Here is a 24,585-nt window from a genome sequence, read left to right as displayed (position 1 = left end):
CCCCTCGTATCATCCGCGCTACACCGGCGGGTCTACCGCCAATGGATAACCATGAGCAAAACGCTGATTATTGCCGAGAAGCCCTCGGTGGCCCTTGATATTTCACGCGCCCTCGGAGGCTTTGCGCGAGAGGGCGACTATTTTGAAAGCGAACGTTACGTGCTGGCGTCCAGCATCGGGCATTTGCTAGGTCTAGTCGCCCCCAATGATCCCGTCAAGGGTAAGTGGAGCTTCACGCACCTACCCGTCATTCCGCCTGAATTCGAACTCGGCCCCGCCGACAAGAGATCAGCCGAACGCCTCAAGCTGCTGGTCAAGCTGGCCAAGCGCAAGGACGTGGATGCCCTCATCAATGCCTGTGACGCGGGACGGGAAGGCGAACTGATCTTCCGCTACATCATCCAGTACGCGGGGGTCAAAAAGCCCATCCAGCGACTGTGGCTGCAATCCATGACCCAGGCGGCCATTCGCGAGGCCTTCTCCAATCTGCGCGACGACGCCCAGCTCAAGCCACTGGAGGCCGCCGCGCGCTCACGCGCCGAAGCCGACTGGCTGGTGGGCATCAATGGCACCCGTGCCATGACCGCCTTCAACAGCAAAGACGGCGGTTTCTTCAAGACCCCCGTGGGTCGTGTCCAGACCCCCACGCTCGCCATCGTGGCCGAACGCGAAGAGCGTATCCGCCGTTTTGTGCCGCGCGACTACTGGGAAGTCCACGCCACATTCGTCGCCGCCGCCGGTCTGTACCAGGGCCGCTGGATCGACCCCGACTTCAAGCGAGACGAACGCGACCCTGAAAAACGCGAATCGCGACTCTGGTCACAAGCCGCGGCGCAAAGCGTGGTCGCGGCCTGCCGTAACCAATCCGGCATCGTCACCGAGGAATCCAAGCCCTCGACCCAGATGTCGCCGGCCCTCTACGACCTGACCTCGTTGCAGCGCGAGGCCAACGGCCGCTTCGGTTTCTCGGCCAAGACGACGCTGGCCCTGGCTCAAACGTTGTACGAACGCCACAAAGCCCTGACCTACCCGCGTACCGACTCGCGCTACTTGCCCGAAGACTATCTCAGCACGGTACGCGAAACCATTCAGGCGCTGGCCAAGGGTGGCTCCAATGCCGTGGGTCAACTGTCTCGCCATGCCGAGACCGTGGTGGCCCAAAGCTGGGTCAAGCCCAATCGCCGGATTTTCGACAACAAAAAGGTATCGGATCACTTCGCCATCATCCCCACGCTGCAGATCCCGCACGATCTCAGCGAAGCCGAAGGCAAGCTGTACGACCTGGTGCTCAAGCGTTTCCTGGCCGTGTTTTTCCCGGCCGCTGAATACCGCGTCACAACCCGCCTGACCGAAGTCCAGGGCCATCGTTTCAAAACGGAAGGCAAAGTCTTGGTATCGCCCGGTTGGCTGGCGGTCTACGGCAAGGAAGCCCAGGGCGAAGACGCTAATCTGGTGCCCGTCGCCGATAACGAAACCGTGCGTACCGAAGACGTCGATGCCCTCGGTCTGTCGACCAAGCCCCCGGCCCGCTTCAACGAAGGCACCTTGCTGTCCGCCATGGAAGGTGCAGGCAAATTGGTCGACGACGAAGAGCTGCGCGAGGCGATGTCCGAGCGCGGCCTGGGTACGCCGGCCACCCGGGCAGGCATCATCGAAGGCCTGCTCGGTGAAAGCTATCTGCGCCGCGACGGTCGCGATCTGGTACCCACCGCCAAGGCCCGCCAGTTGATGACCCTGCTCTCCGGGCTGGACGTCACCGAACTCACCTCGCCCGAACTCACCGGCGAATGGGAACACAAGCTCAAGCAAATCGAGCAGGGCGGCCTAGGCCGCGAAGCCTTCATGCGCGAAATCGCGCAGATGACCCAAGTCATCGTCAAACGCGCCAAAGAATACGAACGCGACACCGTGCCGGGTGATTACGCCACCTTGACCACCCCATGCCCCAAATGCGGCAGCGTAGTCAAAGAAAACTACCGTCGCTACGCTTGCACCCAGTGTGAATTCTCGATCGGCAAACATCCCGGCGGCCGCACGTTTGAACTACCCGAGGTCGAAGAGCTGCTTGCCAAGCGCGAAATCGGCCCGTTGCAAGGTTTCATCAGCAAAATGGGCCGGCCGTTTGCCGCCATTCTGCGCATCAACGACGAGGACAAGCTGGAGTTCGACTTTGGTCAAAAAGACGACGACGACACCGAGGCCGTCGACTTCTCGGGCCATACGCCCGTCGGCAACTGCCCCAAGTGCCAATCACGCGTATTCGAACATGGCCTGAGCTACGTCTGCGAAAAATCCGTCGGGCCCGACAAGACGTGCGACTTCCGCTCCGGCAAGATCATTCTGCAGCAAGAGATCTCACGGGATCAAATGCAAAAGCTGCTGACCGATGGCCGCACCGACTTGCTCGACGGCTTTGTCTCCAGCCGCACGAACCGCAAGTTCAAGGCTTTCCTGGTACGCCAGCCTGACGGCAAAACCGGCTTCGAGTTCGAACCCCGCGCAGCCAAACCTGGCCGCGCACCGTCCAAAACCGCCAGCAAAACAGCAACCAAAACCGCCACGAAAAAGGCAGTTAAAAAAGCGGCGCCCAAAAAGGCCGCCGCAAAGAAAACGGCGGTAAAGAAGGCGGCTGCAAAAAAGGCGGCAACCAAAACGGCCAGCTGACGCACGACACGCATGGCCGTCCCCACGGTAAACCGGCAGCCCGATGAGGGATAACCTGTTCACCGTGACCCAAAGACCGTGGCTCGCCACGGTCTTTGGCCATTTGCGGTATCGTTATTCCCAAACAGTCACGACACAACAACATTCCGAGACGACAACTATGCAGCGATCTTCAGTACGTGCGGGCAACACCACTCGCCGCCATTTCCTTGCCTCGACCGCCGCGCTCGCGGGCGCCAGCCTGCTCGGCGCTCGGTCCGCGTTTGCCCAGACATCGCTGGGCAAGGCGGCATTCGGCCTGGGCAGCATCGACCCCTTTTTCTCCGCCGCCTACGTCGCGTTCAAGAAAGGCTACTTCGGCGAAGGCGGCCTGGAAGTCGAATATCTGAACTCCCAAAGTGGCCCGCGCACCATGCAGATGCTGGCCGCTGGGCAGATCCTGTTCGGCGCCACCGCGGCCACCGCCGCGCCCGCCCTGACGTTGGCCGGCAAGCCGGCCACCCTGATCTTTGGCTTTGATCGCAAACTCACCTATGCCAACGTCATCGTGCGTCGCGAAGACTTCGACAGCGGCAAAATCAAGACACTGAAAGACCTGGCGGGCAAACGTGTGGGCGCCACGCAACCGCAATCCAGCACATGGCTCATGGCCGTCTACCTCATGCAACAGGCCGGCATCGCCGACAAAGTCGACGTCCGCCCGCTCGGCGATTTGGCCACCATGCTGGGTGCGCTGAAAACCGGTTCGGTGTCCGCCAGCATGGCTACCATGTCCATGATGGAGCAGGCTCAGGCCGAAGGCTGGGGTGTGCCGATTTTCGATGCCACCACCGAGGCCTCATGGAGCAGCTTCATGGGGGGCGATGTCCCTGGCATTGCCGCGCTGACGCTGCAAGACACCATCCAGAAGCGACCCGAAGTCGTGCAGGCATTCGTGACCGCCATGGTCAAGGCGCAAGATTTCATCAGCGCCAACAGCGCCCAGGCCATCACCGACGCGATCTACGACGACTACCTCAGCGCCTTTCCCCGTCCGGCCGTTGAAAAAACACTCGGCATCTACAAGGAAACCGTCTTCCTGAAAGACAACATCATCACCGAAGACGCCTACAACCGCATGGCCGGCATCATGGGCGACGGACGCCAATTCTCCAACGAAGAAATGAAGAAAGTGCCCTACGCCACCTGCGTCGACATGTCGTTCGTCAAACAGGCCCGCAAGGCATGATGAGCAATCGTGGCGTGTCGTACGGAGTCCTCGCATGATTGAACTGGAAGGGGTGGGCAAAGCCTACCAGGCGCGCGGCGGCACCGTGCACGCCGTCGGCAATGTATCGCTCTCCATCGCCGAGGGCGAATTCGTCTCCATCGTCGGACCGTCGGGTTGCGGCAAAAGCACCTTGCTGAACATGATGGCCGGTTTCCTGCCGGCCACGACTGGCACCATCCGGGTGGCGGGGACAACGGTCAACGGCCAAGTGCCGCCGGCGCTCGGCTACATTTTTCAAAAAGACACGCTGCTCCCCTGGTTCAGCGTGCGCAAGAACGTCGCGCTCGGCCTGAAATTCCAGGGTGTGGCGGCCGCGCAGATCGAGCGTCGCGTCGCCGATCTGCTTGAGCTCGGCCACTTGAGCGCCTTCGCCAACGCGTATCCGCACCAACTGTCCGGTGGCATGCGCCGTCGCGTCGCGCTGCTCATGAGCCTGGCCGTCGAGCCCCGCATCCTGCTGCTGGACGAACCCTTCGGCGCGCTGGACACGCACACCAAAACGCATCTGCACCGCGAGCTCATCGAGATATGGCGCAAACTCGGACAGACCATCGTCATGGTCACCCACGATCTCGACGAGGCCATCACCCTGTCGGATCGCGTCATCGTGCTGTCTGGGCCACCCAGCCATGTCTTGCTGGACGAGCGTATCAACATCCCCCATCCGCGCGATGTGTTCATGCTGCGCGAAACGCCGCAGTTTGTTTCCCACGTACAAAGCCTATGGAGCGTACTGGGCGAGCAGTTCCGCGCCGCCGCCTGACCCGACTCCACATCCCATGAACGTCTCCGCCGTACCCAATCTGCAGGACCAATTACTTCAAGACCGCCGCGCCCTGATACAACGCCGGCTACGCATCACCGCGTGGCAGTTGCTGATCCTGGCCATCATCATCGGCGGCTGGGAAACTCTGACCCGCATCCCGTGGTTCACGCAGAACACCATCTTTGATCCGTTCTTCATCAGCCAACCCTCCCGGATCGCTGTGCGTCTGTGGGAATGGCTGCAACCCGGCCCCCGCTCCGTCTGGCCGCACCTGTGGCTGACCCTGCGTGCCACACTCGTCGGCCTGGTAGTTGGCGTGGGCAGCGGCTTTATCGTCGGGATGGTGCTCAGTCGTAGCCGCATGCTCGCCGATGTGTTCAATCCCTTTATCGTGGCATTCAACTCCATGCCACGTATCGCCTTTGTCCCCCTGATCACGATGTTCTTCGGACTGGGACTCGCCTCCAAAGTAGTGACGTCCTGGTTCGTTGTGTTCTTCCTGGTGTTCTTCAACACCTATAAAGGGGGGCGCAGCGTAGAACGGGAACTCGTCGATTTCTGCCGAACACTGGGGGGCTCGCCCCGTCAGATTCTCTGGCGTGTCCGCGTCCCCACCGCCGCGGCATGGACCTTTGCGGCCCTGCCCAACGCCATTAGCTTCGCACTCATTGGTGTTGTGCTGGCCGAGTTCGTCGGATCCACAACCGGCATGGGCTACCTCATGGTGACAGCACTGGCGACGCTGAACGCCACCGACATGTTCGCTGCCGTGACGCTGCTTTCCATCGTCGGCATCGTGCTGGTCTATGCGGTCACCTGGATTGAGCGCAAACTATTGCACTGGGCGCCCGAATTCCGCGACTGATTCACTCTCGACCATGAACACCCCTGTTGCCTCTCAAGCTTACCTGCAACATTTCTCCCTGGCCGGCCAGGTTGCCCTGATCACGGGATCCGCCCGCGGCCTGGGTCTCTGCATGGCACGCGCCATGGCTGGCTGCGGCGCCCACGTTCTCATCAATGGCCGCAACGCCGAGGCCACCGAAACTGCTGCACAGGCCCTGCGCGCACAGGGCCTGGCCGCATCCGCCCTGGCCTTCGATGTCGCTGATGACAACGCGATGGCACGCGCCTTCGATCACATTGACCGCGAACACGGTCGCCTGGACATCCTGGTCAATAACGTCGGCGCCCGTAACCGCAAGACGCTGCAGGCCATCACCGCCGCAGAAATCCGTGCGCTGATCGACACCGATCTCATCGCCAGCATGTTGCTGTCCAAGTACGCCTCGGAACGCATGGTGCGCCAGGGTTCCGGGCGTCTCATCACCATCACCTCCATCGCCGGCGAGCTCGCGCGCTCGGGCGACGCCGTCTATCCGGCCGCTAAACAGGGACTGACGGGAATGATGCGCGCCCTGGCCGCCGAACTGGGCCCCCTGGGCATCACCAGCAACGCCATCGCCCCCGGAACCTTCGCCACCGAAACCAACGCGGCCATGGTCACCGACCCGGCTGTTTACGAAAAACTAGCCTCACGCAATCCCATGGGACGCTGGGGCCAACCTGAAGAAATCGCCGGCGCCGCCGTCTTTCTGGCGTCCCCCGCAGCCTCCTACATCAATGGTCAAGTACTCGCCGTCGATGGAGGACTATCCATTTTGTTTTAACTGCCCGGTACCCGCATACCCCGGCATTTCTGCAACGACATACTAGAGGCTCATTGGCATGAAGCAGCATTTCATTGACAACCGCTCCGTACCTGGCAACTCGGGTGAAGCCATCCCCGTCATCGATCCATCGACGGGTCAAGAATACGACAGCATCCCGCGCGGCAACGCCGCCGACATCGACCTGGCCGTGCAGGCCGCACGCCGCGCCTACGACGAAGGCGCCTGGGGCAAACTCACGGCAGCCGAACGCGGTCGACTGATGTTGAAACTGTCGCTGAAAATCCTGGATCACATCGACGAGCTGACCGGCATCGAATCGCGCGATTGCGGCAAGCCCACCAAGCAGGCTTGTGCCGACGTCACCGCCATTGCGCGCTATTTCGAATACTACGGTGGCGCCGCGGACAAACTGCACGGCGAAACCCTACCCTACCAAAATGGCTATACCGTACTGACCTTGCGCGAGCCGCACGGCGTGACGGGTCATGTGGTCCCCTGGAACTACCCCTTGCAGATTTTTGGCCGCAGTGTGGGCGGCGCCTTGGCAGCCGGTAACGCGTGCGTCGTCAAACCCGCCGAAGACGCCTGCCTGTCATTGCTGCGCGTCGCCGAGCTGGCGGCAGACGTCGGCTTTCCCCCGGGCGCCATCAACATCATCACGGGCTACGGCCACGAAGCCGGTGATGCCTTGACGCGCCATCCCGGCATCGACCACATCTCGTTCACCGGCTCGCCCCGCATCGGCGTACTCGTCACCCAGACCGCCGCGGAGCGTCACATACCCGTCACGCTAGAACTGGGCGGCAAGTCGCCTCAAATTGTGTTCGGCGACGCCGACCTCGACGCGTTGATTCCCGTCGCCGTCAATGCAATCGTCCAGAACGCCGGCCAAACCTGCTCTGCCGGCAGCCGCCTGCTGATCGAACGCAGCGCCTACGATCGCGTCATGGATCGCCTCTCGCAAGCGTTCTCGGCTCTGCGCGCAGGACCCGCCACCATGGACCTGGACTGCGGCCCGCTCATCCGCAAAACACAGCAAGAACGCGTCCAGGGCTTCCTGCAAGCCGCTGCACAAGACGGCATTACCATGGCAGCCCAAGGAAAAATCGCAGACGGCGCCCCAGCCGAAGGCTATTACCAGGCCCCCACGCTGCTGCACAACGTACCGATCGACCATCGCATCGCCCAAGAAGAAGTCTTCGGCCCGGTATTGGCCGCCATCCCTTTCGATGACGAAGCCGACGCCATCCGCATCGCCAACGCCACAGAATACGGGCTCGCCGCCAGCATCTGGACCCGCGACGGCTCACGCCAATTGCGCCTGGCCCGCAAGGTTCGCAGCGGCCAAGTCTTCATCAACAACTACGGGGCGGGGGGCGGCATCGAACTCCCGTTCGGTGGCGTCAAAGCCAGCGGCCATGGGCGCGAAAAAGGTTTCGAAGCGTTGTACGGATTTACCGTGTTGAAGACTATCTCCATTAAGCACGATTGAGTGCTTAAGACGCCGTTGCGCCGGTGTTAAAGGCACCGCCGGCGTAATCGCGACGGCTCGGCCCAACCAGGGGCCTCGGCTCTCGCTGCGCGAGAGCTGCCCGCCGCTCAAAACGCCGGCGGTGCCTTTAACACCGACGCAACGGCTCACAATGCCTTCAATTCACGGGGGCTTTGAGGCAGGGCTCACTGATACTGGCCATTGCATTGTTGATTGCAACATCGTGACCTATTGCCTTCGGCATGCCACTACTGTGAGTCCCTGTGGCGTGGCTGCGCGTGGAGCCAGCCTTTTGAACCTCGGGCAGTCCCGCGCAGCGGGACCGAGGCCCCTGGTTGGGCCGAGCCGAGGTGATTAGGCTGGCTCCACGCGCAGCCACGCCGCAGGGACGCCTCAATAGCTGACGCCCCCCGCAGCCACGTCAAACGGTATCGTCCTCGTACCAAACCCCTTCTGCCAGCATCATCCGATGATGCCCCTGACCTGCCGGCATCATGGGAAAGCAGTTCTCTTGCGCGGCAACGGCGACGTCCAGAAAGTACGGACCGGGATGGGCCAGGCACTGCGCCAGGGCTTGATCGAGTTGCGCCGGGTCATCGACCCGCGCCGCCCCCCAGCCAAAGGCTTTGGCAACGGCGACGAAGTCGGGGAGGGAGGCGTTGTAGCTGTGGCTATAGCGGCCGCCGTGGATGAGTTCTTGCCATTGGCGCACCATTCCCATGTAGCCGTTGTTGCACAGGACGACTTTGACAGGCGTCTCGTGTTGCGTGGCGGTGGACAGCTCCTGGATATTCATCAGGACTGAGGCGTCGCCGCTCACGCAGACGACGGTTTTGTCAGGGTGGGCGACTTGGGCGCCGATGGCGGCGGGCAGGCCGTAGCCCATGGTGCCAGCACCGCCAGAGGTCAGCCAGCGGTTGGGTTGGTCAAAGCGCAGGTACTGAGCGGCCCACATTTGGTGTTGGCCGACGTCGGTGGAGACGACGGCGTCGCGATCAGCCAGCGCGACGTTCAGACGCTGCATGAGCTGTTGCGGCAAGATGGCCTGCGCGCTGGGTGAAAAGGCCAGGCAATCTTTAGCGCGCCAAGCGTCGATACGACGCCACCAGTCAGTTAGCTTGGCGGGCGGGAACGGCTCGGCTTTCAGCGCATTGCGCAGGGCATCGATCAACGGTAGACAGTCGCCGACAAGCGCGACGTCGACGCGCACGACTTTGTTGATCGAGGCGGGATCGATATCGATGTGAATCTTGCGGGCGTGCGGACAAAACTCGGAGAGCTTGCCGGTGATACGATCGTCAAAGCGCGCGCCAATACACACCACCAGATCGGCTTCATGCATGGCCATGTTGGCCTCCAGCGTGCCATGCATGCCCAGCATGCCCACGTATTGCGGATCCGAAGCGGGAAACGCGCCCAGGCCCATCAGGGTCAGGGTGCAGGGCGCCCCCGTTTGACGCACGAGATCGGTAAAGGCCTCGCACGAGGCGGGGCCGGAGTTGATCAGACCGCCTCCGCCATAAAACACAGGACGGCGCGCCTGTGCGATCAAGGCAGCGGCACGGCGTACGGCGCTTTGGGGCAATTTCAGCGGGGCCTTGCCAGCCTGACGGCGTGCGCGCAGCGCCGCGACGCGCGCGCTTTCTGAGGGCTGCGCCGGGGGTAGGTGCGGGGTAAGCTGCACGTCTTTGGGAAAGTCGACGAGCACCGGGCCCGGTCGTCCCTGCCGGGTCAAGTCAAAGGCGCGACTGACCACGTCGGCCACATCGTCTACGACCCGGATCTGTGTATTCCACTTGGTCACCGACCGCGAGATCCCGATCGCGTCGCACTCTTGAAAAGCATCGGTGCCGATGGCGGACGTCGCCACCTGCCCGCTAATACACAATACCGGGATCGAATCGCACATCGCGTCCAGCAGACCCGATGTGGTGTTGGCCATGCCCGGACCCGAGGTCACAAATACGACCCCTGGACGGCCAGTCGTACGGGCATAGCCTTCGGCCGCATGCACCGCCGCCTGCTCATGGCGAACCAGTACGTGACGTAAACGCGACTCGTTGTACAAGGCGTCGTAAAGGGGCAGCACGGCGCCGCCGGGGTAGCCGAATACGGTATCGACACCGTGTGCAATCAGCGTGTCGAGCAAAATTTCCGCCCCGTTACGGGCGGGGCGGGTGTCGGAGTTCAAAGCGGCGAGAGCCTGGGCGTGGAGACGATCATTCATGGTAAGTATCTTATGCCTTTCTCTCTAGAATATTTCTCTCATTTCCTACAAAATTGGCCATTTTCCAGTAAATTTATCTGAGTTTTAGAGGAAATAAAGAAAATGAAACTGGACAAATTCGATTTGGCGATTTTGAAGGTCCTTCAGCAGAATGCCCGCGCCAGTCTCAATGAGATTGGCGCCGCGGTAAGTCTGTCGTCCACCCCTTGCTGGAATCGCATCAAGCGCATGGAGACCGCCGGCGTCATCCGCGGCTACACCGTGGATCTGGATCCCGCCAGCCTGGGCTTCATGGATACCGTCATTGTGCACATCACGCTGGAAAGCCACAGCGAAGAAACCTTGTACGAGTTCGGTCGTGCGCTGGCGCAAATCCCCGAGGTCCTCGAAGCCTTTCTCGTATCGGGCGACTACGACTACTACATCCGCATCGCCGTGCGTGACACCCGCGACTACGAACGTCTGCTGCGCGAACAGCTCTACCGCATTCCCGGCATTCGTCACAGCAAGTCCTGCTTTGTACTGCGTCGCCTGAAGGAAACCCAACTGCCGCTGACCACCGAGACATCGGACTGACCCTGTCACAAGTTCCCCCCTATAATCGCCGCTAATCCGCTACTTGGCTTTGCTTTCATGACCACTGCTGAATCACCCAAGCCCTGGCACGTCGTGCGCCGTTCGAAGCTGCACGGCAACGGGGTATTTGCCGCACGCAAAATCCCCGCCGGTACCCGGATCATCGAATACGTTGGCGCGCGCATCAGTGCCAACGAGGCTGATCGCCGTCACCCCACCAATCCCGACGATCCGTTTCACACGTTCTTCTTTTCGCTCAGCTCGGGTCGCGTCATTGATGGCGGCGACAACGGCAACGACGCACGCTGGATCAATCACTCTTGCGAACCCAACTGCGAATCCCAAGAGGGTAAGGGCGGCAAGCGCGTCTACATCATTGCGGCGCGCGACATCGCGCGTGGCGAAGAGCTGTTCTACGACTACGGCCTCGAGCTGGACGGCCGAATCACCAAAAAGCTCAAGGCGGCCTATCAATGCCTGTGCGGCGCATCTGGTTGCCGCGGCACCATGCTGGCCATCAAGACCCGAAAAACGAAGAAAGCTGCCACGGCGGACTAAGCGTACAATCTCCTCATGCCGCCTATCGCGGCATAGCAGTACGTCTTCAGGGCGGGGCGTAATTCCCCACCGGCGGTAAGTCACAATTACATGACAAGCCCGCGAGCGCCCGGCCTGCCGCATATGGCCGGGGTCAGCAGATCTGGTGTAACTCCAGAGCCGACGGTCACAGTCCGGATGAAAGAAGATGTGCCAGCTTATCCCCGCTCGCTCGCGGGCAGTCAGCATCGGCCGTCGGTCGTTGCGTACTGCCAGGCCATGTGTCCGGGGTGCGCTTGGCTATCCATTGCCCTGAAACGTTTTTCGCCAACCCTTCTGCGAGAGCGTTTCAATGTCCACCGCTATCTCTACCCCAAGTTCAACCACCGATCTCTTTGCCCAGCCATTCCCAACGCGGCTCACGCGTGCGCTGCATCACCTGCGCCTGGGACGCCCCGTGATTTTGATGGACGACGTCGATCGTGAAAACGAAGCTGACCTGATCGTCGCGGCCGACAAAATCACCGTACCCGTCATGGCCCAACTCATCCGGGACTGCAGTGGCATCGTCTGCCTTTGCCTGACCGATGAAACCCTGGATTTGTTGCGACTCCCTCCGATGGTGGCGCGCAACGAAAGCCGGTTCAGCACCGCGTTTACCGTGTCGATCGAGGCCCGTCATGGTGTCACCACGGGCGTTTCTGCCGCCGATCGCGTCACGACCATCCGCGCCGCGATCGCCGCAGGCGTACAAGCCGACGACATTGTCAGCCCGGGTCACGTCTTTCCCTTACGCGCACAACCCGGTGGCGTATTGACACGACGCGGCCACACCGAAGGGTCAGTCGACTTGGCCATATTGGCCGGCCTTCGTCCCGCCGCCGTTCTGTGCGAACTCATGAATCCTGATGGCACCATGACACGAGGCCCGGCCATTGCACGTTACGCAGCCGAGCATGGCCTGGTTGCCTTGACCATCGCCGAGTTGGCCGATCATCGCGAGCAGTTGGCGCAGGCATCGTCCGAACAAAATGCGGAAGCCGTCGTCGCGTAATCCACTCATCAACAGGCAATGCCTGGTCCAACAGGACTGGGCATTGAATCCTTGATGTCGGGCACTTCCCGTTCTAGCGCACCATTGCGCCGGATGCGATATTTGAGGATATCGGTCTGAAATCGATACCCTCGCTCAAACGGGGTAGTCACTAGACACCCATTACTCCTGAGCCATGCGCACCAGACACTGCGCCGCATCGCCCACCACGACTTTGACGCTGCAAGCCAACATCAAATTCAGATTCAAGCCGAAGTCTTCGACCGTATAACCCTCCGCATCCACATAGCGCTGAGGGTCCTCCCGCTGAGTCACCGCGAACCGTTGCACCAACGAATCCGCTTCGCTTACATACGCCCATACCGGCTTGTTCAGGGCAACGGCGTAACCGACCTCGAACACCGTGCCTGAGTCCGGCTCCGCGCCGCGAAACGCGTTTAGATTCGCCATCACCGCGTCGGCCTGACGAATCAGTGCGATATTGGCTTCGTAAATCCACTGGGCCAGTGCGCGACCCGATAAATCTGCCGGCGGCTCATTATCCAAGGGATACAACCCCTCAAAACCGTAGTCGCGGCACTGCTGTTTCAACCACTCACCGTGTGCCAGCGAATCTGCGCGAAACACATCAAAGCCGGCCAAATAAAGTGTCTTCATGATTCCTCGAATCCGCAGCAACACCGCAACCCGGTCACGGCCGTTTACACTGCTGCCGCACGCTGCGCCTGATAGACCTGCAAATGGGTATAAGCCACGCGCAAGTACGGCACATCCAACTGCAGCACCCCCGCACGACGGATCATATCGCCCACGATATGATCGGCCTCAACGGCTCCATTCAAGCTCAGATCGCGAAACATCGACGCCGTCATGGGCGAGTCGCGATCGATGAGCACCTTGAGCGCAAAGTTGTCGGCTTCTGCACGCACCGCGTGTCCCGACGCCGCCGCCACTTGCTGACACTCCCTCAGCAGGCCGCGCAAGACATCTTCGCCGGCATCGGTCGCGGCAATCTGCCCCACCGTGCCCCGCATCAAACACGTGGCCGATGCCAGCGTGGTCAGGAACACATATTTTTCCCAGATATCCTGTTGAATATCCATACTCAGACGGCTGGTGAACGCCGCCTCGCTCAATGCGGCCTCCAGGGCGGTACCACGCCCGCTGCGAGGCTCGCCGGCACGCTCGCCAAAGACAAAGCTGGCGTGTTGCCCCAGATGCTTGACCTGCCCCTGCGCGCCCAACGTCGCATTGATCTGGCACAGGCCCCCCAGCACCCGTGACGCACCAAACTCAACATCGAGTGCATCGTACTGCAGCACGCCGTTCATGATCGGCAAGATTGCGGTATCGGGCCCGATTGCCGGACGGATTGCCTCGATCGCGCTGGGCAAGTCATACGCCTTGCAACTGAGCACCACTACGTCATAAGCCGCATCCAGTTCGTCGGCTATCACCAACTTAGGTTGCACGACAGCATTGCCGAGCGGGCTTTCAATCTGCAAGCCGTCCGCCCGCAATTTCTGCGCCCGCGCCTCGCGCACCAAAAATGTAACGTCGGCGCCCGCCTGCACGGCCCGCCCACCAAAATAGCCACCTGTCCCGCCAGCGCCAAGAAAAAGCAATCGCATTCATATCTCCGGTCAGTTCGTCGCGCCGAGCCAGGGCGCGCACCTATTCATAGATTATGCACCGACAGAAACCTCACACACGCCGCAAGGTGCCTATAATCAATGCGCGCCGCTAACATTTCGCGGCGTCAGCCCCGTCATGTTGCATCGCACGCGCCCACGCCGTCGTTGTGGGGTATTGCGCTTCAGCGTTGCTTGGCCCAGGAACCCCGCCATGACATTTCGTTCTTCCCTGTCGACTGCCAGACGAACGCGACGTATATTGTTGCAGCAGAGTGCCGCCTTGGGTGCGCTGCTGGCGACAGGCAAGCTCTGGGCACAACCCCCCGCCTCTGTCGTTCGGGTCGCCGCCGCCTACCCCGTCCCGGTGGGACAACAATGGGTCTCGTGTATACACAAAGCGTTGGCGACCACGGAAGACCGCGGCGAAATCGACTACACCTATTCGGAAAACATCTCGCTCGCCGATTACGAGGCTGCCCTGCGCCAGTATGGCGAGCAGGGCATGCACCTCATCGTCGGCGAAGCCTTTCACGACGAGGCTCTCACTCGTCAGATCGCTCTCGACTATCCCGACACGGCATTTCTAATGGGATCCTCGGGCCGTCCGCAACATCCCAATTTTTCGGTCTTTAACAGCTACATCGAAGAGCCCACCTACCTGACGGGCATGATCGCGGGCGGGCTGAGTCAGACCGGCATCATCGGCCTGGTCGGCGCCCACCCCACCGGCAACGTCAATCGCCTGATGCACGCATTCATGGATGGTGTGTACGAGATCAATCCCGACGCGCAATTTCTCATCAGTTTCACCAACTCTCGATTTGACCCGCGCAAAGCCAGGCAAACCGCTTTCGCCATGATCGATCGAGGTGCCGACGTACTGTATGCCGAGCGCGTTGGCGTCGCCGAGGCTGCCGAACAACGTGGCAAGCTGGTCATCGGCAACATCATCGACTCGCAGCGCCAGTTTCCCGACACTGTCGTCGCCTCGGCCTTATGGGACATGGCACCCACCATTGAGCGCGCTCTGACGATGGTCAAGCGCGGTACGTTTCATGCCGACGATTACGGCAAATACTCCCAAATGCGCTACGAGGGCGCGATGTTCGCACCCTCTCGCACTCTGGAGGGCAAACTGCCCGGCGCACTGCTGGCACGCGTCCACGCCCGCCACCGAACCATCCTGGATGGCAGCTTCACGATCAAACTCAACGACAAGCCGCTCACGGCGACGAATCTTGCCGCGATCCCGCTTCAGACCAGCGGCAAATAAATACGCGTTTTCAGTTCTGCCGCGGGCGTGACCTTGGGATCATTCACGTACTCTTCCCACATCGGGAAATCACGCGTTTCATAACCACTTGCCGGCAGCCACTCGGAAAACAACCAATGATAAGCCGCCTCAATCTCGCTGTACGGTCCGATATATTCCAACACCGCGCAGGGCGTAGCCGGCAACGAAAATGGCTCAAACACCGCGGTATCCACGTCCCTCTCATCCGGTAGCGTCACACCGGCTCGCGCGCGCAATTGGTCGACAGGGACCTGATCGGGATCATCGTAGTACACACCAAACGACCGCGTCGCAGGTCCGATCAGCTCTCGGCTGGACGCCAGCAAGAACAAGCGATCAAAAGTCATGCCGATCTGCTGATAATCGCCACTGTGTGCCAGCGTCACCAACGACGCGCCTGCAAAAGATTCGATAGTTGTCGGATACATGCCAAGCTCCTGAGGATTAAAGGGCCTGGAGCGCGCATGTCGATAACGACCCGGCGGCATACCGAACACCGCACCAAAAGCCCTGTTGAAAGCGGCTTGCGATGTGTATCCGGCGCGTTGCGCCACCTGCTGCATGGACCGTGCACCCGCCAGATCTACGGACGCCTGATGCATGCGCAGGCGCAACATCGTGGCGTTCACCGTCTCTCCCATCAATGCGCGGTATACGCGGTGAAAATGATAGGGCGACAGGCATGCCAGATCGGCCAAGTGATACAACTCTGGCGCCGCGTCGGGATGCGAGGCCAGCCATTGCAGCACCGGTTCCAACCGGTTGGCATAGTGGATGCGCGTCTTGGATTTCATGCGTTCTCCAGGGCTGCCACTGTATCGACCACCACTTTGCAGATTTTGCGGTTTTTCGAAACGGAGCGAGACCTTCTCCCCACAGCGGTGTCGGGCACCGCTGTGGGGAGAAGGTACCCGGGGAGGTTTCTTGCGCGGCCAGGCGCCAGAACTGCGCGGTCAGTGAGGATACGTACCGGGCAGCAGCACGCTGCGGTCACCCGGCGTCAGCGACTTGCGTCCGCACAAGGCCATGGTCACGTCCATTTCCTTGTACAGGATCTCCAGCGTGCGCGTGACGCCCGCCTTGCCATACGCCCCCAGGCCGTACAGGAACGCGCGTCCGATCATGGTGCCGCGCGCGCCCAGCGCCACGGCCTTCAATATGTCTTGGCCCGAACGAATGCCGCCATCCATCCATACCTCGATGCGCGAACCGACCGCGTCAGCGATGGCCGGCAAGGCGGCAATCGACGACATCGCGCCATCAAGCTGGCGGCCGCCGTGATTGCTGACGATCAGCGCGTCGGCGCCGCTGTCGGCGGCCAGGCGCGCATCCTCAACATCCAGGATGCCCTTGAGGATCAACTTGCCGCCCCAGCGCTGCTTGATCCATTCGACGTCGGCCCAGCTCAGGCGCGGATCGAACTGTTCGGCCGTCCAGGACGACAGCGATGACAAATCGCCAACGCCCTTGGCATGGCCGACAATGTTACCGAACGTGCGGCGCGGCGTGCCCAGCATCCCCAGGCACCAGCGTGGCTTGGTAACCAGATTGAGCAGATTGGCCAGCGTGGGCTTGGGCGGCGCCGACAGCCCATTGCGAATATCTTTGTGGCGCTGGCCCAGTATTTGCAGGTCCAGCGTCAGCACCAGTGCCGAGCAGCCAGCCGCCTTGGCGCGATCGATCAGGTTAGCCACGAACTCGCGGTCGCGCATCACATACAGCTGGAACCAGAAAGGCTTGCCCGTGGCGCGCGCCACGTCTTCGATCGAGCAGATGCTCATGGTGGACAGGGTGAACGGCACGCCGAATTCGGCGGCTGCCTGCGCGGCCATCATTTCGCCGTCGGCATGCTGCATACCCGTCAGGCCGGTGGGCGCAATGGCCAGCGGCATCACCGCATCGGTGCCGGCCATCGTGGTGCGCAGCGAACGGCCCTCCATATCCACGGCCACCCGCTGGCGCAGCTTGATGGCCTGGAAGTCGGCTTGGTTCGCGCGATAAGTGCCTTCAGTCCAGGCACCGGAGTCGGCGTAGTCGTAGAACATGCGCGGCACGCGTTTCTGCGCCAGGACGCGCAAATCTTCAATGCAGGTGATCTTGGCTAGGTTCGGATTCATGGGACACTATTGACACTAGAGAACCAAAAGGGCGTAGCAAGTATACGCGCGCCCTCCGTACCAAGAGGAATCGCAGCATGCAAGTCCCCCAACACGAGACGGTGCACGTCATTATCAAGGGTGTGGTGCAAGGCGTGGGCTATCGGCACGCCACTGTGCGGCGCGCCCATATGCTGGGCGTTACGGGCTGGGTGCAGAACATGGAAGACGGCACCGTCCAGGCCCTGGTACAAGGCACGCCCGACCAGGTCGACCATATGCTCGAATGGCTGCGCCGCGGCCCGCCGGCCGCCGTCGTGCGCGACCTGATCAGCCAGCGCGATGATACCGACAAGCGCTACGTGCGCTTCGAGCAGTTGTAGGCCTGCTCGCATTAAAGAGACCCCACAACGCCTACGGGCCGCTGCGACACCAGGCGCACTGGTTTACCCGCACATGGTCCGACACCGGCATCGGGTAGATTCAGGGTGCGCCTTTGTCGGCGGGCGCGGTGGCGAGTTTCTCTGATTCGAGATAGACGGTCTGCGTCGAAAAAGCGAAATCCGCACCGTGCGCGTGCACAATCTCGACGATCTTCAAGTAGACCTCTTGTTGTGTGTGCAGCCACGCTTCCCAGTTGGTGGTTTTAGTGAAGCAGTAGACCATGACGTTCAGCGACGAAGCACCGAAGTCGTCGAAATAGACGAGTAGAGTCTGAGTCTGGTCTATTTCTTCGTTTCCGCGCAGCATGGTGCGAATGGCGTCGACGATAGCACCCACCTGGCCCGCATCTTCATAGCGCAGGCCGATCTGCGTATTGATCCGCCGGTTGGTCATGCGGCCGGGATTCTGCACGGTAATCGATGTAAACAGAGCGTTGGGAATGTACATCGGACGGTGGTCAAAAGTCATGACCTTGGTGAGGCGCCAGCCAATCTCCACGACGGTGCCCTCAATGTTCCTGTCCGGCGAGCTGATCCAATCGCCGATGGCGAACTCGCGGTCGTAATACAGCATGATGCCGGAGAAGAAATTGCTCAGGATATCCTTGCCTGCCATGCCGATGGCGATGCCGCCAATGCCACCGAACGCCAACAGTCCCGATACGCTCATACCGAAGTGCTCACCGAAAAGAAGCACTAGCGCGATACACAAGGCGACCTTGAGCAAGCGTGCCAGGGCCCGGGCCGAGGTTTGGTCCTGGCTGCGCCGCAACTGATATTTCTCCAGCATATCGATCAACAGGAACAATTGCCACATGACGACGATCGTCATCGCCAACAGGGCGCAGAGCGCGACGCCTTGCTGTACCGTGTTACCGAGTTGGTACTGCTGGATCAAGCCTTTCAGATACTGTTCCGTCGTCAGTATGGCCGCGCACAGCAACGCAGCCCGCAGGGCGTGCAAAGCGACTCTGCGGCCCAGCTTGCTGACCCGGCGTTCATGGCGCTTGAGCCAAAAGGCAGCGATCAGGCAGGAAAAGATAGCGATGGCGCCGATGCTGTAATTGATAAGCTGAGTCTCGGTCATGCGTGCGTTCCACCTGTGGCGTTTTGTCGTTGTCGGAAAGCGTACGGTATCGTTATGGAAGAAAAGGGCACAATTCAATCGCACCAAATCGCGCTGCGTGACTGTTCCATTGGAACGGTCGCCGTTTTATGTGAGTCATATTTCCACTTGAGAGTACATGCGATGGAACGAATCACGATAACAATCGACGACGACCAGCTTAAAAGTCTAGACCAGCATGTAGAGCGTCATGGGTATTCCAGCAGATCGGAAGCGGTCAGAGATATCCTGCGCGAAGCACAGACCAAAGAGCGAGAGCAAACCTCACCGCGCATGCCATGTTACGCGACACTCAGTTGCGTGTACGAGCACGGAACCCGCGATCTGGCGAAACGTTTGGCGGTAGCTCAGCATGAACAACACGATTTATCCGTGGCAACGCTCCACGTTCACATCTCGCAAAGAGAATGTCTGGAGGTCACCGTATTAAAAGGTCCTTTGTCAGAACTCAGAGCGTTCGCCGATGGGCAGTTCAATCAAAGAGGAGTTCGCATGGGAAACCTGCACGTTCTCGCCTCTGACAGGAACGACCCCCACTGATCGCTGGCTCACTGGTCTGTTTGATGTCCACAGCCGTCCTCAAGTGCCTTGGGGGGCTATGCTCGAGTCAACTTGCGAGCGACACAGGAAAAGCCGGCAAGATGGCGTCGGTAAGGGCCCTGCCTTGTCTCGATTTCAAGAACAAAGGGCTTTGGACCGACGCGGCTTCGATAATTCTTCCCTCATCCATGATCAACACTTTCGTACAGAATCTTTCCACCAGCCGTAAGTCATGGGAGATGAATAGATAGGACACGTCCTGGCTATGCTGTAACTCCGAGAATAAATCGAGTATCTGAATCTGCAAGTGCAGGTCCAGATTCGAGACGGCTTCATCCAGGATAATCAACCGCGGGCCCGGCGCCAGCGCCCTGGCAATGCATACCCGTTGCAGCTGGCCACCGCTCATCTGTTGAGGATACTTGTCATAATCGCGGTCGGACAGATGCACCGCCGCCAACAACTCGGATACACGCTCACGTATCTGCACCCGGGTGAAGCGCTTTAGAAATCGAAGCGGTTCGGAAATGATCTCTCCCACCGTATATCTGGGACTGACCGCGGTTATCGGGTCCTGAAACACCATCTGGACACTTAGAAATAGACGTCGCATCAATGCTTTGTCCCTTGGATCCACACGTTGCTCTTCAAACATGGCGTAACCGCTGCTTGGCGACTCCAAGCCCATCAGAATACGCGCGAGCGTACTTTTGCCGCACCCGCTTTTGCCGACCAGCGCGATTGTCTCCCCATACCCTATGGATAGGCAAACTTGGTCAAGAATCGGCCGATCACTGGACTGCCAGGGGCCCGACCGCTGGCGAAAATGTTTGCTGATCTGCAGAGCTCTCAACAAACTCATGCTGCGTTTTTCCTTTCGTAAAGCGACAAGTGCGCGTCAATCAGCAGTCGACTTGTCGCGGTCCTGGGCTGGTAGAACACCTCAGCGGTATGCTCTCGCTCGATGATTTTTCCGGCATGCATGACACAAACGCGATCAGCCAGGCTGGCAACTACCCCCATATCATGGGTGACCATCAGTATCCCCAGCCCTCGGTTCGCCCGAATGCTATTGAGAAGGTCCAGGATTTCCCGCTGCACGACGAGATCAAGATCGGTTGTCGGCTCATCCGCAAACAAAAAAGGCGCCTCGCTGGCCAGTGCAAGAGCGATCATCGTACGCTGGAGCATTCCGCCACTCATTTCAAATGGGTGAAGGTTCAGGAGATGTGCCGGATTTTTCAAACCCGCCTCGATGAGTGCCGCTTCAATTCGTTGGGTCCAGGATCGCTTATCGAAGCCGAGCGCTTTGAACGTTTCGTATGCGTGAGATCGGATAGTGCGAACCGGATTGAAAGCGCTGCGAGGATTCTGAAGGATGCTGGCAACCAGCCGGCCCCGAATAAAGCCCGCAGGTTGCACGACGTCATCGACCGCCACCGAACCTTTAACTTTATGAACACCCGGGGGCAGTAGATCCAATGCCGCCGCACAAGTCATGGATTTGCCTGAGCCGCTCTGCCCTATCAATGCCAGCACTTCGCCTGTTTTTAATTCAAACGATACATCCTCAAGCAGCAAATGCTGACATCCGCCGACTTGGGTTTGAACCGTTACACCTCGGACAGTGAGAGTCTTCATCTTTAATGCCCATGCTGCATACGTACGGCAGGATCCAGAACATCGCGGACCGCGTCACCAAGCGTATTACACGCCAACACACTCAGGAAAAGCGCCAGGCCTGGCCAAAATATCAGCATCGGTTCGGTCCAGATATACTGACGCGCGTCGGAAATCATGACACCCCACTCAGCCGTGGGCGCTCGCACTCCCAGACCCAGAAAAGACAGACCGGACACGTGCAGCATGATGTGTCCAATGTCTAAAGTCGCCAGTACCAGCAATTGGACAAACGTGCTTGGTAGGAGGTGCTTAAAAAACAGTTCGAGGCGCGTTAATCCCGCCATTTTTGCGGCGAGTATGTAATCCCGATGGATCAAAGACAGTACGACGCCGCGCACAATGCGTGCATACCATGCCCAATGGGATAACACGATTGCAATGATGACGTTGACCAGCCCCATCCCAAGTACTCCAACCAGGAAAAGTGATAGAACCACAGTCGGGAACGCAAGGAAAACATCCGTAATACGCATGATGGTCTGGTCGACTCTGCCGCCCAGATACGCGGCCGTACCGCCAATGGCGATTCCGAGTACAAGTATCAACCCCAGGCAGGCGGCTACAGTACCTAATGAAATGCGCGCGCCTGAAATCAAGCGAGATAGCATGTCTCTTCCCAGGTGATCCGTACCTAGCCAATGATGAAGATCGGGCGCTTTCAAGCGGCTAGAAAGGTCGACCAGATTCGGGTCGTATGGCGCCAGGGCCGTGCCCGTGATGGCAATGATCGCAAAGGCCATTGCGATTACCGCGCATAAACGGACGAACCAGTTGCTGCCTCGCCAAAACTGAAAGATCGCCCCTGAATGGATAATGGCCGTCGTCATGTCAGTGGACGCCCTTTGCCGATACGCGAATCCTGGGGTCCGCCGACGCATACACAATGTCCACAACCAGATTGCAAAGGACGAAGATGACAACCATCATGAGCGTAAAGCATTGAATGACAGGGTAGTCCCTGTTAAAAATCGCCGTGACTGCATATCGGCCGAGGCCCGGCCAGCCAAATACACTCTCAATAATCAAGGTCCCGCCGATCAGTTCGCCCACGTACATACCCGTGGCCGTAATCACTGGCAGTAAAGCATTACGCAAGATATGGCGACGCTCGACTTCCCTGTCGGAAAGCCCCCGAAGCCGCGCGTAAGCCACATGCCGCTGGCCTGATACGTCCAGCATACTGGCCCTGAGCAGGCGCGCATTAATCGCGAGCGACATGAAGGAGACAGCCGCCGCCGGCATGATGACGTAGCTCCAGCCATCCCGACCCATCGGAGGCAACCATCCGAGGTGCACGGAAAAAACAAGAACCAAGAGAAAGCCGAGCCAGAAATTCGGCATGGACACGCCGAGAGTGGCGACCAAGCGCACGATATGGTCGAAGGAAGAGTTCTTATATCGCGCCGCCCATATGCCTAGCGGTATAGAAAACGCCATCATGATGATGAGCGCCGTTGCCGCCAGTTGTAAGGTCGCAGGCAAAAAATGCACAACATCAGCAAGCACGGGACGCTGCGATGCGTAAGAGATCCCAAAGTCCAAATGCAACGCTCTCCATAACCAATCCAGATACTGGGAGAATATTGGCCGATCAAGGCCAAGCAACTCCCGAGCAGACTCGATCGCTGCAGGTGTCGGCGGAACACTGGACAACCGCAAGTAGTCCAACGCCGGATCTGACGGCCCAAGCCTCAACACTAAAAATATGATCAGCGAGGCGCTCAGGAGCATCGGAGGCAGCCAGACTAGTCGCCAGAAAATGAATCGCAGCATTTAGATCATTCCGGGGCGGGCTGGAGGGTTTCGAACGGTATGTCGCTGGCCATGGCCCCGAAGGATATGTTGCTGATACCAGGCCGAGCCAATGCCATGGCCGTGATATAAGTCAGAGGCAAATAGACAGCCTGCTCGTGCAACTCACTCAAAATGGAACGGTATATCGCCTGTCGCTGCTGTTCGTCTGTGCTGCTCAATACCTCACCGATCAGCGCGTCAATATGCTTCTTGCTGGGCAAGCCCGACTGAGCTTGATAGTCCGCATGCGTGGGGAACCTCATTGAGCTGACGAAGGCGTGGGGATCGTAAGGTGCGCCCCATGTACGATTGAATATCATCCCGAAGCGGCCATCCCGCTGTCTAGCATAGATACTGCTCTCTTCTTCGCCGATTAGCGTGATAGCGATCCCCACCTTCGCAAGATCAGCTTGCACCACCTCGGCGATCGACCGTGAAACAGGATCATTTCCGATGAAAGCCAGATCGATTTCCAATGAGGTCCCACCTCGTACGCGTATAGCGCCGGCCGCCGAACGTGTCCAGCCCGCCGTTTCGAGCATACGCTCGGCCAACTCAGGATCAAATTTGTACGGCTGCAGATGGATATCCGCATAAGGTACGTTTGACGCGAAGAGAGTATCGGCCTTCTTTTGAGTACCGTGGAGTATTGTTTGAACGATCAAATCCTTGTTTACCGCGTGATTGATCGCTTTGCGAACGCTCAAATCGGCCGTAGGTCCCCGGGATGAGTTCAGGGCAAACGTCAGGGTCTGATAGGGCTCGGACAGCTGAACGCTCAATTCCGGCTTTTTAGAAAATCTCTCATAGGAATCCGGCGATATGGGGCCGGACGTACCATATAGAAAGTCGATTTGGCCGGTCTCGAATGCGATGGAACGACTGTTAGGATCAGGCAATATCTTGACCTTGACAGCACCGTAGGCCGGTTTATCCCCCCAATATCCCTCGTTGCGCTCAAAACGATAGTCTTGTCCAAGATTCGACTGCACCAACTTCCAGGGGCCGGTTCCCACTGGCGCTTTGATTCCTTTTTTAGTGCCTCCATCTACGAACTGTGAGGGCGCGATGAATCGGAATGGACGCGCCAGCGCCAGCTCCTGCAAAATCGGGTAATACGGATTCTTCAACTCGAGTTCGAACGTGTAATCGTCAATCGCCTTGAACCGCCTGATCTGATTCGCAAGCTCCAACCATCTATGGCGGTCAATGTTGTCGAGGATCGCCCGAAAATTTTCCTGCACCGTATGGGCGGTGAACTGTTCACCATTAGAAAAACGCACATCGTCGCGCAGGTTGAATCGATACGTACGGCCATCCTCGGACACGGTCCAACTGCGGGCCAGCCATGGAACTGTGCTCCCATCGCTTCGATACTTCACCAGCGGCTCGAACACCATCGATTGGGCGAACATCTGGTTCGGAGCGTATAGATGCGGATTAAGCGGGCCGAGATCCACCGGCCAGGCAAAACTCAACTCGTGGTCTGACGCGGCTGCGCTCGAACATGTTGCAGCCACTAGCAAGAACAGTATTGCTCTGCGCCGAATCCACTTGAACGTCAACAGGAAGTTGCCCAGGAAACGATCCCGGTGCATGAATATGGGCCCCGTGATCAGTTGCGTTCGGTTGTCATTGCGGTGCATACAATTCCGCTAAATCGTCATACTGATTAGTAAAAAAACGGGCTGATTCAATGCGGTATGGCATTGAATC

The 24,585-nt window shown here is 59.4% G+C and carries 23 protein-coding genes and 1 riboswitch; of the genes, 12 read left to right on the top strand and 11 right to left on the bottom strand.

The features are described from left to right. Positions 1 to 51: 51 nt before the first annotated feature. The 6 genes from ACYVDM_RS17590 (at position 52) to ACYVDM_RS17565 (ending at position 7,865) form a co-directional block, all read left to right on the top strand. Positions 52 to 2,664, top strand: a complete 2,613-nt coding sequence (locus ACYVDM_RS17590; RefSeq protein WP_415787202.1) for a DNA topoisomerase III — start codon at positions 52 to 54, stop codon at positions 2,662 to 2,664. Positions 2,665 to 2,824: 160 nt separating this feature from the next. Next, entirely contained in the window at positions 2,825 to 3,892 is a 1,068-nt protein-coding gene (locus tag ACYVDM_RS17585) for an ABC transporter substrate-binding protein (RefSeq protein ID WP_415787200.1), read from the top strand. Between the two features lie 34 nt (positions 3,893 to 3,926). Then, positions 3,927 to 4,697 (top strand): ABC transporter ATP-binding protein, encoded by a 771-nt coding sequence (locus tag ACYVDM_RS17580; RefSeq protein WP_415787198.1) that lies wholly within the window; start codon positions 3,927 to 3,929, stop codon positions 4,695 to 4,697. Between the two features lie 16 nt (positions 4,698 to 4,713). Next, positions 4,714 to 5,565, top strand: coding sequence for an ABC transporter permease (locus ACYVDM_RS17575; RefSeq protein WP_415787196.1), 852 nt, complete (start codon positions 4,714 to 4,716; stop codon positions 5,563 to 5,565). Between the two features lie 13 nt (positions 5,566 to 5,578). Continuing rightward, on the top strand, positions 5,579 to 6,370 hold the full coding sequence (locus ACYVDM_RS17570) for an SDR family oxidoreductase (protein WP_415787194.1): 792 nt from the start codon (positions 5,579 to 5,581) through the stop codon (positions 6,368 to 6,370). Positions 6,371 to 6,428: 58 nt separating this feature from the next. Continuing rightward, a complete protein-coding gene (locus ACYVDM_RS17565) occupies positions 6,429 to 7,865 on the top strand; it encodes an aldehyde dehydrogenase family protein (RefSeq protein WP_415787192.1) in 1,437 nt (478 codons plus the stop codon). 421 nt (positions 7,866 to 8,286) lie between these two features. On the opposite strand, the gene ilvB is transcribed toward ACYVDM_RS17565, so the two are convergent. Further along, on the bottom strand, positions 8,287 to 10,101 hold the full coding sequence (gene ilvB / locus ACYVDM_RS17560) for a biosynthetic-type acetolactate synthase large subunit (RefSeq protein WP_415791472.1): 1,815 nt from the start codon (positions 10,099 to 10,101) through the stop codon (positions 8,287 to 8,289). Positions 10,102 to 10,194: 93 nt separating this feature from the next. Here ilvB and ACYVDM_RS17555 point away from each other — a divergent pair, with 93 nt between their 5' ends. The 3 genes from ACYVDM_RS17555 (at position 10,195) to ribB (ending at position 12,259) form a co-directional block, all read left to right on the top strand. Then, positions 10,195 to 10,668, top strand: a complete 474-nt coding sequence (locus tag ACYVDM_RS17555) for an Lrp/AsnC family transcriptional regulator (protein ID WP_415791442.1) — start codon at positions 10,195 to 10,197, stop codon at positions 10,666 to 10,668. A gap of 57 nt (positions 10,669 to 10,725) precedes the next feature. Continuing rightward, a complete protein-coding gene (locus ACYVDM_RS17550; protein WP_415791440.1) occupies positions 10,726 to 11,226 on the top strand; it encodes an SET domain-containing protein in 501 nt (166 codons plus the stop codon). A 38-nt stretch (positions 11,227 to 11,264) separates the two neighbouring features. Next, positions 11,265 to 11,419: riboswitch (FMN riboswitch) on the top strand. Between the two features lie 138 nt (positions 11,420 to 11,557). Beyond that, positions 11,558 to 12,259: a 3,4-dihydroxy-2-butanone-4-phosphate synthase gene (gene ribB / locus ACYVDM_RS17545; protein ID WP_415791438.1), complete on the top strand. Its 702-nt coding sequence runs from the start codon at positions 11,558 to 11,560 to the stop codon at positions 12,257 to 12,259. A gap of 162 nt (positions 12,260 to 12,421) precedes the next feature. Here ribB and ACYVDM_RS17540 read toward each other — a convergent pair whose 3' ends face one another. Then, positions 12,422 to 12,916, bottom strand: coding sequence for a nucleoside 2-deoxyribosyltransferase (locus ACYVDM_RS17540; RefSeq protein ID WP_415791436.1), 495 nt, complete (start codon positions 12,914 to 12,916; stop codon positions 12,422 to 12,424). A gap of 44 nt (positions 12,917 to 12,960) precedes the next feature. Continuing rightward, positions 12,961 to 13,890, bottom strand: a complete 930-nt coding sequence (gene panE / locus ACYVDM_RS17535) for a 2-dehydropantoate 2-reductase (protein ID WP_415791434.1) — start codon at positions 13,888 to 13,890, stop codon at positions 12,961 to 12,963. A gap of 214 nt (positions 13,891 to 14,104) precedes the next feature. Between panE and ACYVDM_RS17530 the strand changes: the two genes are divergently transcribed. Then, on the top strand, positions 14,105 to 15,166 hold the full coding sequence (locus ACYVDM_RS17530; protein WP_415791432.1) for a BMP family protein: 1,062 nt from the start codon (positions 14,105 to 14,107) through the stop codon (positions 15,164 to 15,166). Here the strand turns inward: ACYVDM_RS17530 and ACYVDM_RS17525 are convergent. Then, on the bottom strand, positions 15,148 to 15,981 hold the full coding sequence (locus ACYVDM_RS17525; protein WP_415791430.1) for an AraC family transcriptional regulator: 834 nt from the start codon (positions 15,979 to 15,981) through the stop codon (positions 15,148 to 15,150). The two genes, ACYVDM_RS17530 and ACYVDM_RS17525, sit on opposite strands and share 19 nt — an antisense overlap. Positions 15,982 to 16,140: 159 nt before the next feature. Further along, the gene (locus ACYVDM_RS17520; protein WP_460475432.1) at positions 16,141 to 17,304 is read right to left on the bottom strand and encodes an alpha-hydroxy acid oxidase; all 1,164 of its coding nucleotides are present in this window, start codon (positions 17,302 to 17,304) and stop codon (positions 16,141 to 16,143) included. A gap of 77 nt (positions 17,305 to 17,381) precedes the next feature. Between ACYVDM_RS17520 and ACYVDM_RS17515 the strand changes: the two genes are divergently transcribed. Beyond that, complete coding sequence (locus ACYVDM_RS17515; protein WP_415791426.1) at positions 17,382 to 17,666, top strand: acylphosphatase; 285 nt, start codon at positions 17,382 to 17,384, stop codon at positions 17,664 to 17,666. Positions 17,667 to 17,766: 100 nt separating this feature from the next. Here the strand turns inward: ACYVDM_RS17515 and ACYVDM_RS17510 are convergent, their stop codons facing one another. After that, entirely contained in the window at positions 17,767 to 18,813 is a 1,047-nt protein-coding gene (locus ACYVDM_RS17510; RefSeq protein ID WP_415791424.1) for a mechanosensitive ion channel family protein, read from the bottom strand. Between the two features lie 54 nt (positions 18,814 to 18,867). Here ACYVDM_RS17510 and nikR point away from each other — a divergent pair, with 54 nt between their 5' ends. After that, positions 18,868 to 19,392, top strand: coding sequence for a nickel-responsive transcriptional regulator NikR (gene nikR / locus ACYVDM_RS17505; RefSeq protein WP_415791422.1), 525 nt, complete (start codon positions 18,868 to 18,870; stop codon positions 19,390 to 19,392). A gap of 67 nt (positions 19,393 to 19,459) precedes the next feature. Here nikR and ACYVDM_RS17500 read toward each other — a convergent pair whose 3' ends face one another. Genes ACYVDM_RS17500 through nikA form a run of 5 tightly spaced genes read right to left on the bottom strand, consistent with a single transcriptional unit; the run spans position 19,460 to position 24,515 of the window. After that, the gene (locus ACYVDM_RS17500; RefSeq protein WP_415791420.1) at positions 19,460 to 20,254 is read right to left on the bottom strand and encodes an ATP-binding cassette domain-containing protein; all 795 of its coding nucleotides are present in this window, start codon (positions 20,252 to 20,254) and stop codon (positions 19,460 to 19,462) included. Beyond that, positions 20,251 to 21,033: an ATP-binding cassette domain-containing protein gene (locus ACYVDM_RS17495; RefSeq protein ID WP_415791418.1), complete on the bottom strand. Its 783-nt coding sequence runs from the start codon at positions 21,031 to 21,033 to the stop codon at positions 20,251 to 20,253. The genes ACYVDM_RS17500 and ACYVDM_RS17495 overlap by 4 nt, the downstream gene beginning before the upstream one ends. Before the next feature lie 2 nt (positions 21,034 to 21,035). Continuing rightward, complete coding sequence (nikC, locus tag ACYVDM_RS17490; RefSeq protein ID WP_415791416.1) at positions 21,036 to 21,902, bottom strand: nickel ABC transporter permease subunit NikC; 867 nt, start codon at positions 21,900 to 21,902, stop codon at positions 21,036 to 21,038. A gap of 1 nt (position 21,903) precedes the next feature. Continuing rightward, on the bottom strand, positions 21,904 to 22,848 hold the full coding sequence (nikB, locus tag ACYVDM_RS17485) for a nickel ABC transporter permease subunit NikB (protein ID WP_415791414.1): 945 nt from the start codon (positions 22,846 to 22,848) through the stop codon (positions 21,904 to 21,906). Positions 22,849 to 22,853: 5 nt separating this feature from the next. Then, complete coding sequence (gene nikA / locus ACYVDM_RS17480) at positions 22,854 to 24,515, bottom strand: nickel ABC transporter substrate-binding protein (protein ID WP_415791412.1); 1,662 nt, start codon at positions 24,513 to 24,515, stop codon at positions 22,854 to 22,856. Between the last annotated feature and the right edge of the window lie 70 nt (positions 24,516 to 24,585).

The sequence above is a fragment of the Bordetella tumulicola genome (assembly GCF_054779135.1).
This window is presented reverse-complemented; position numbering and strand designations above follow the sequence as displayed.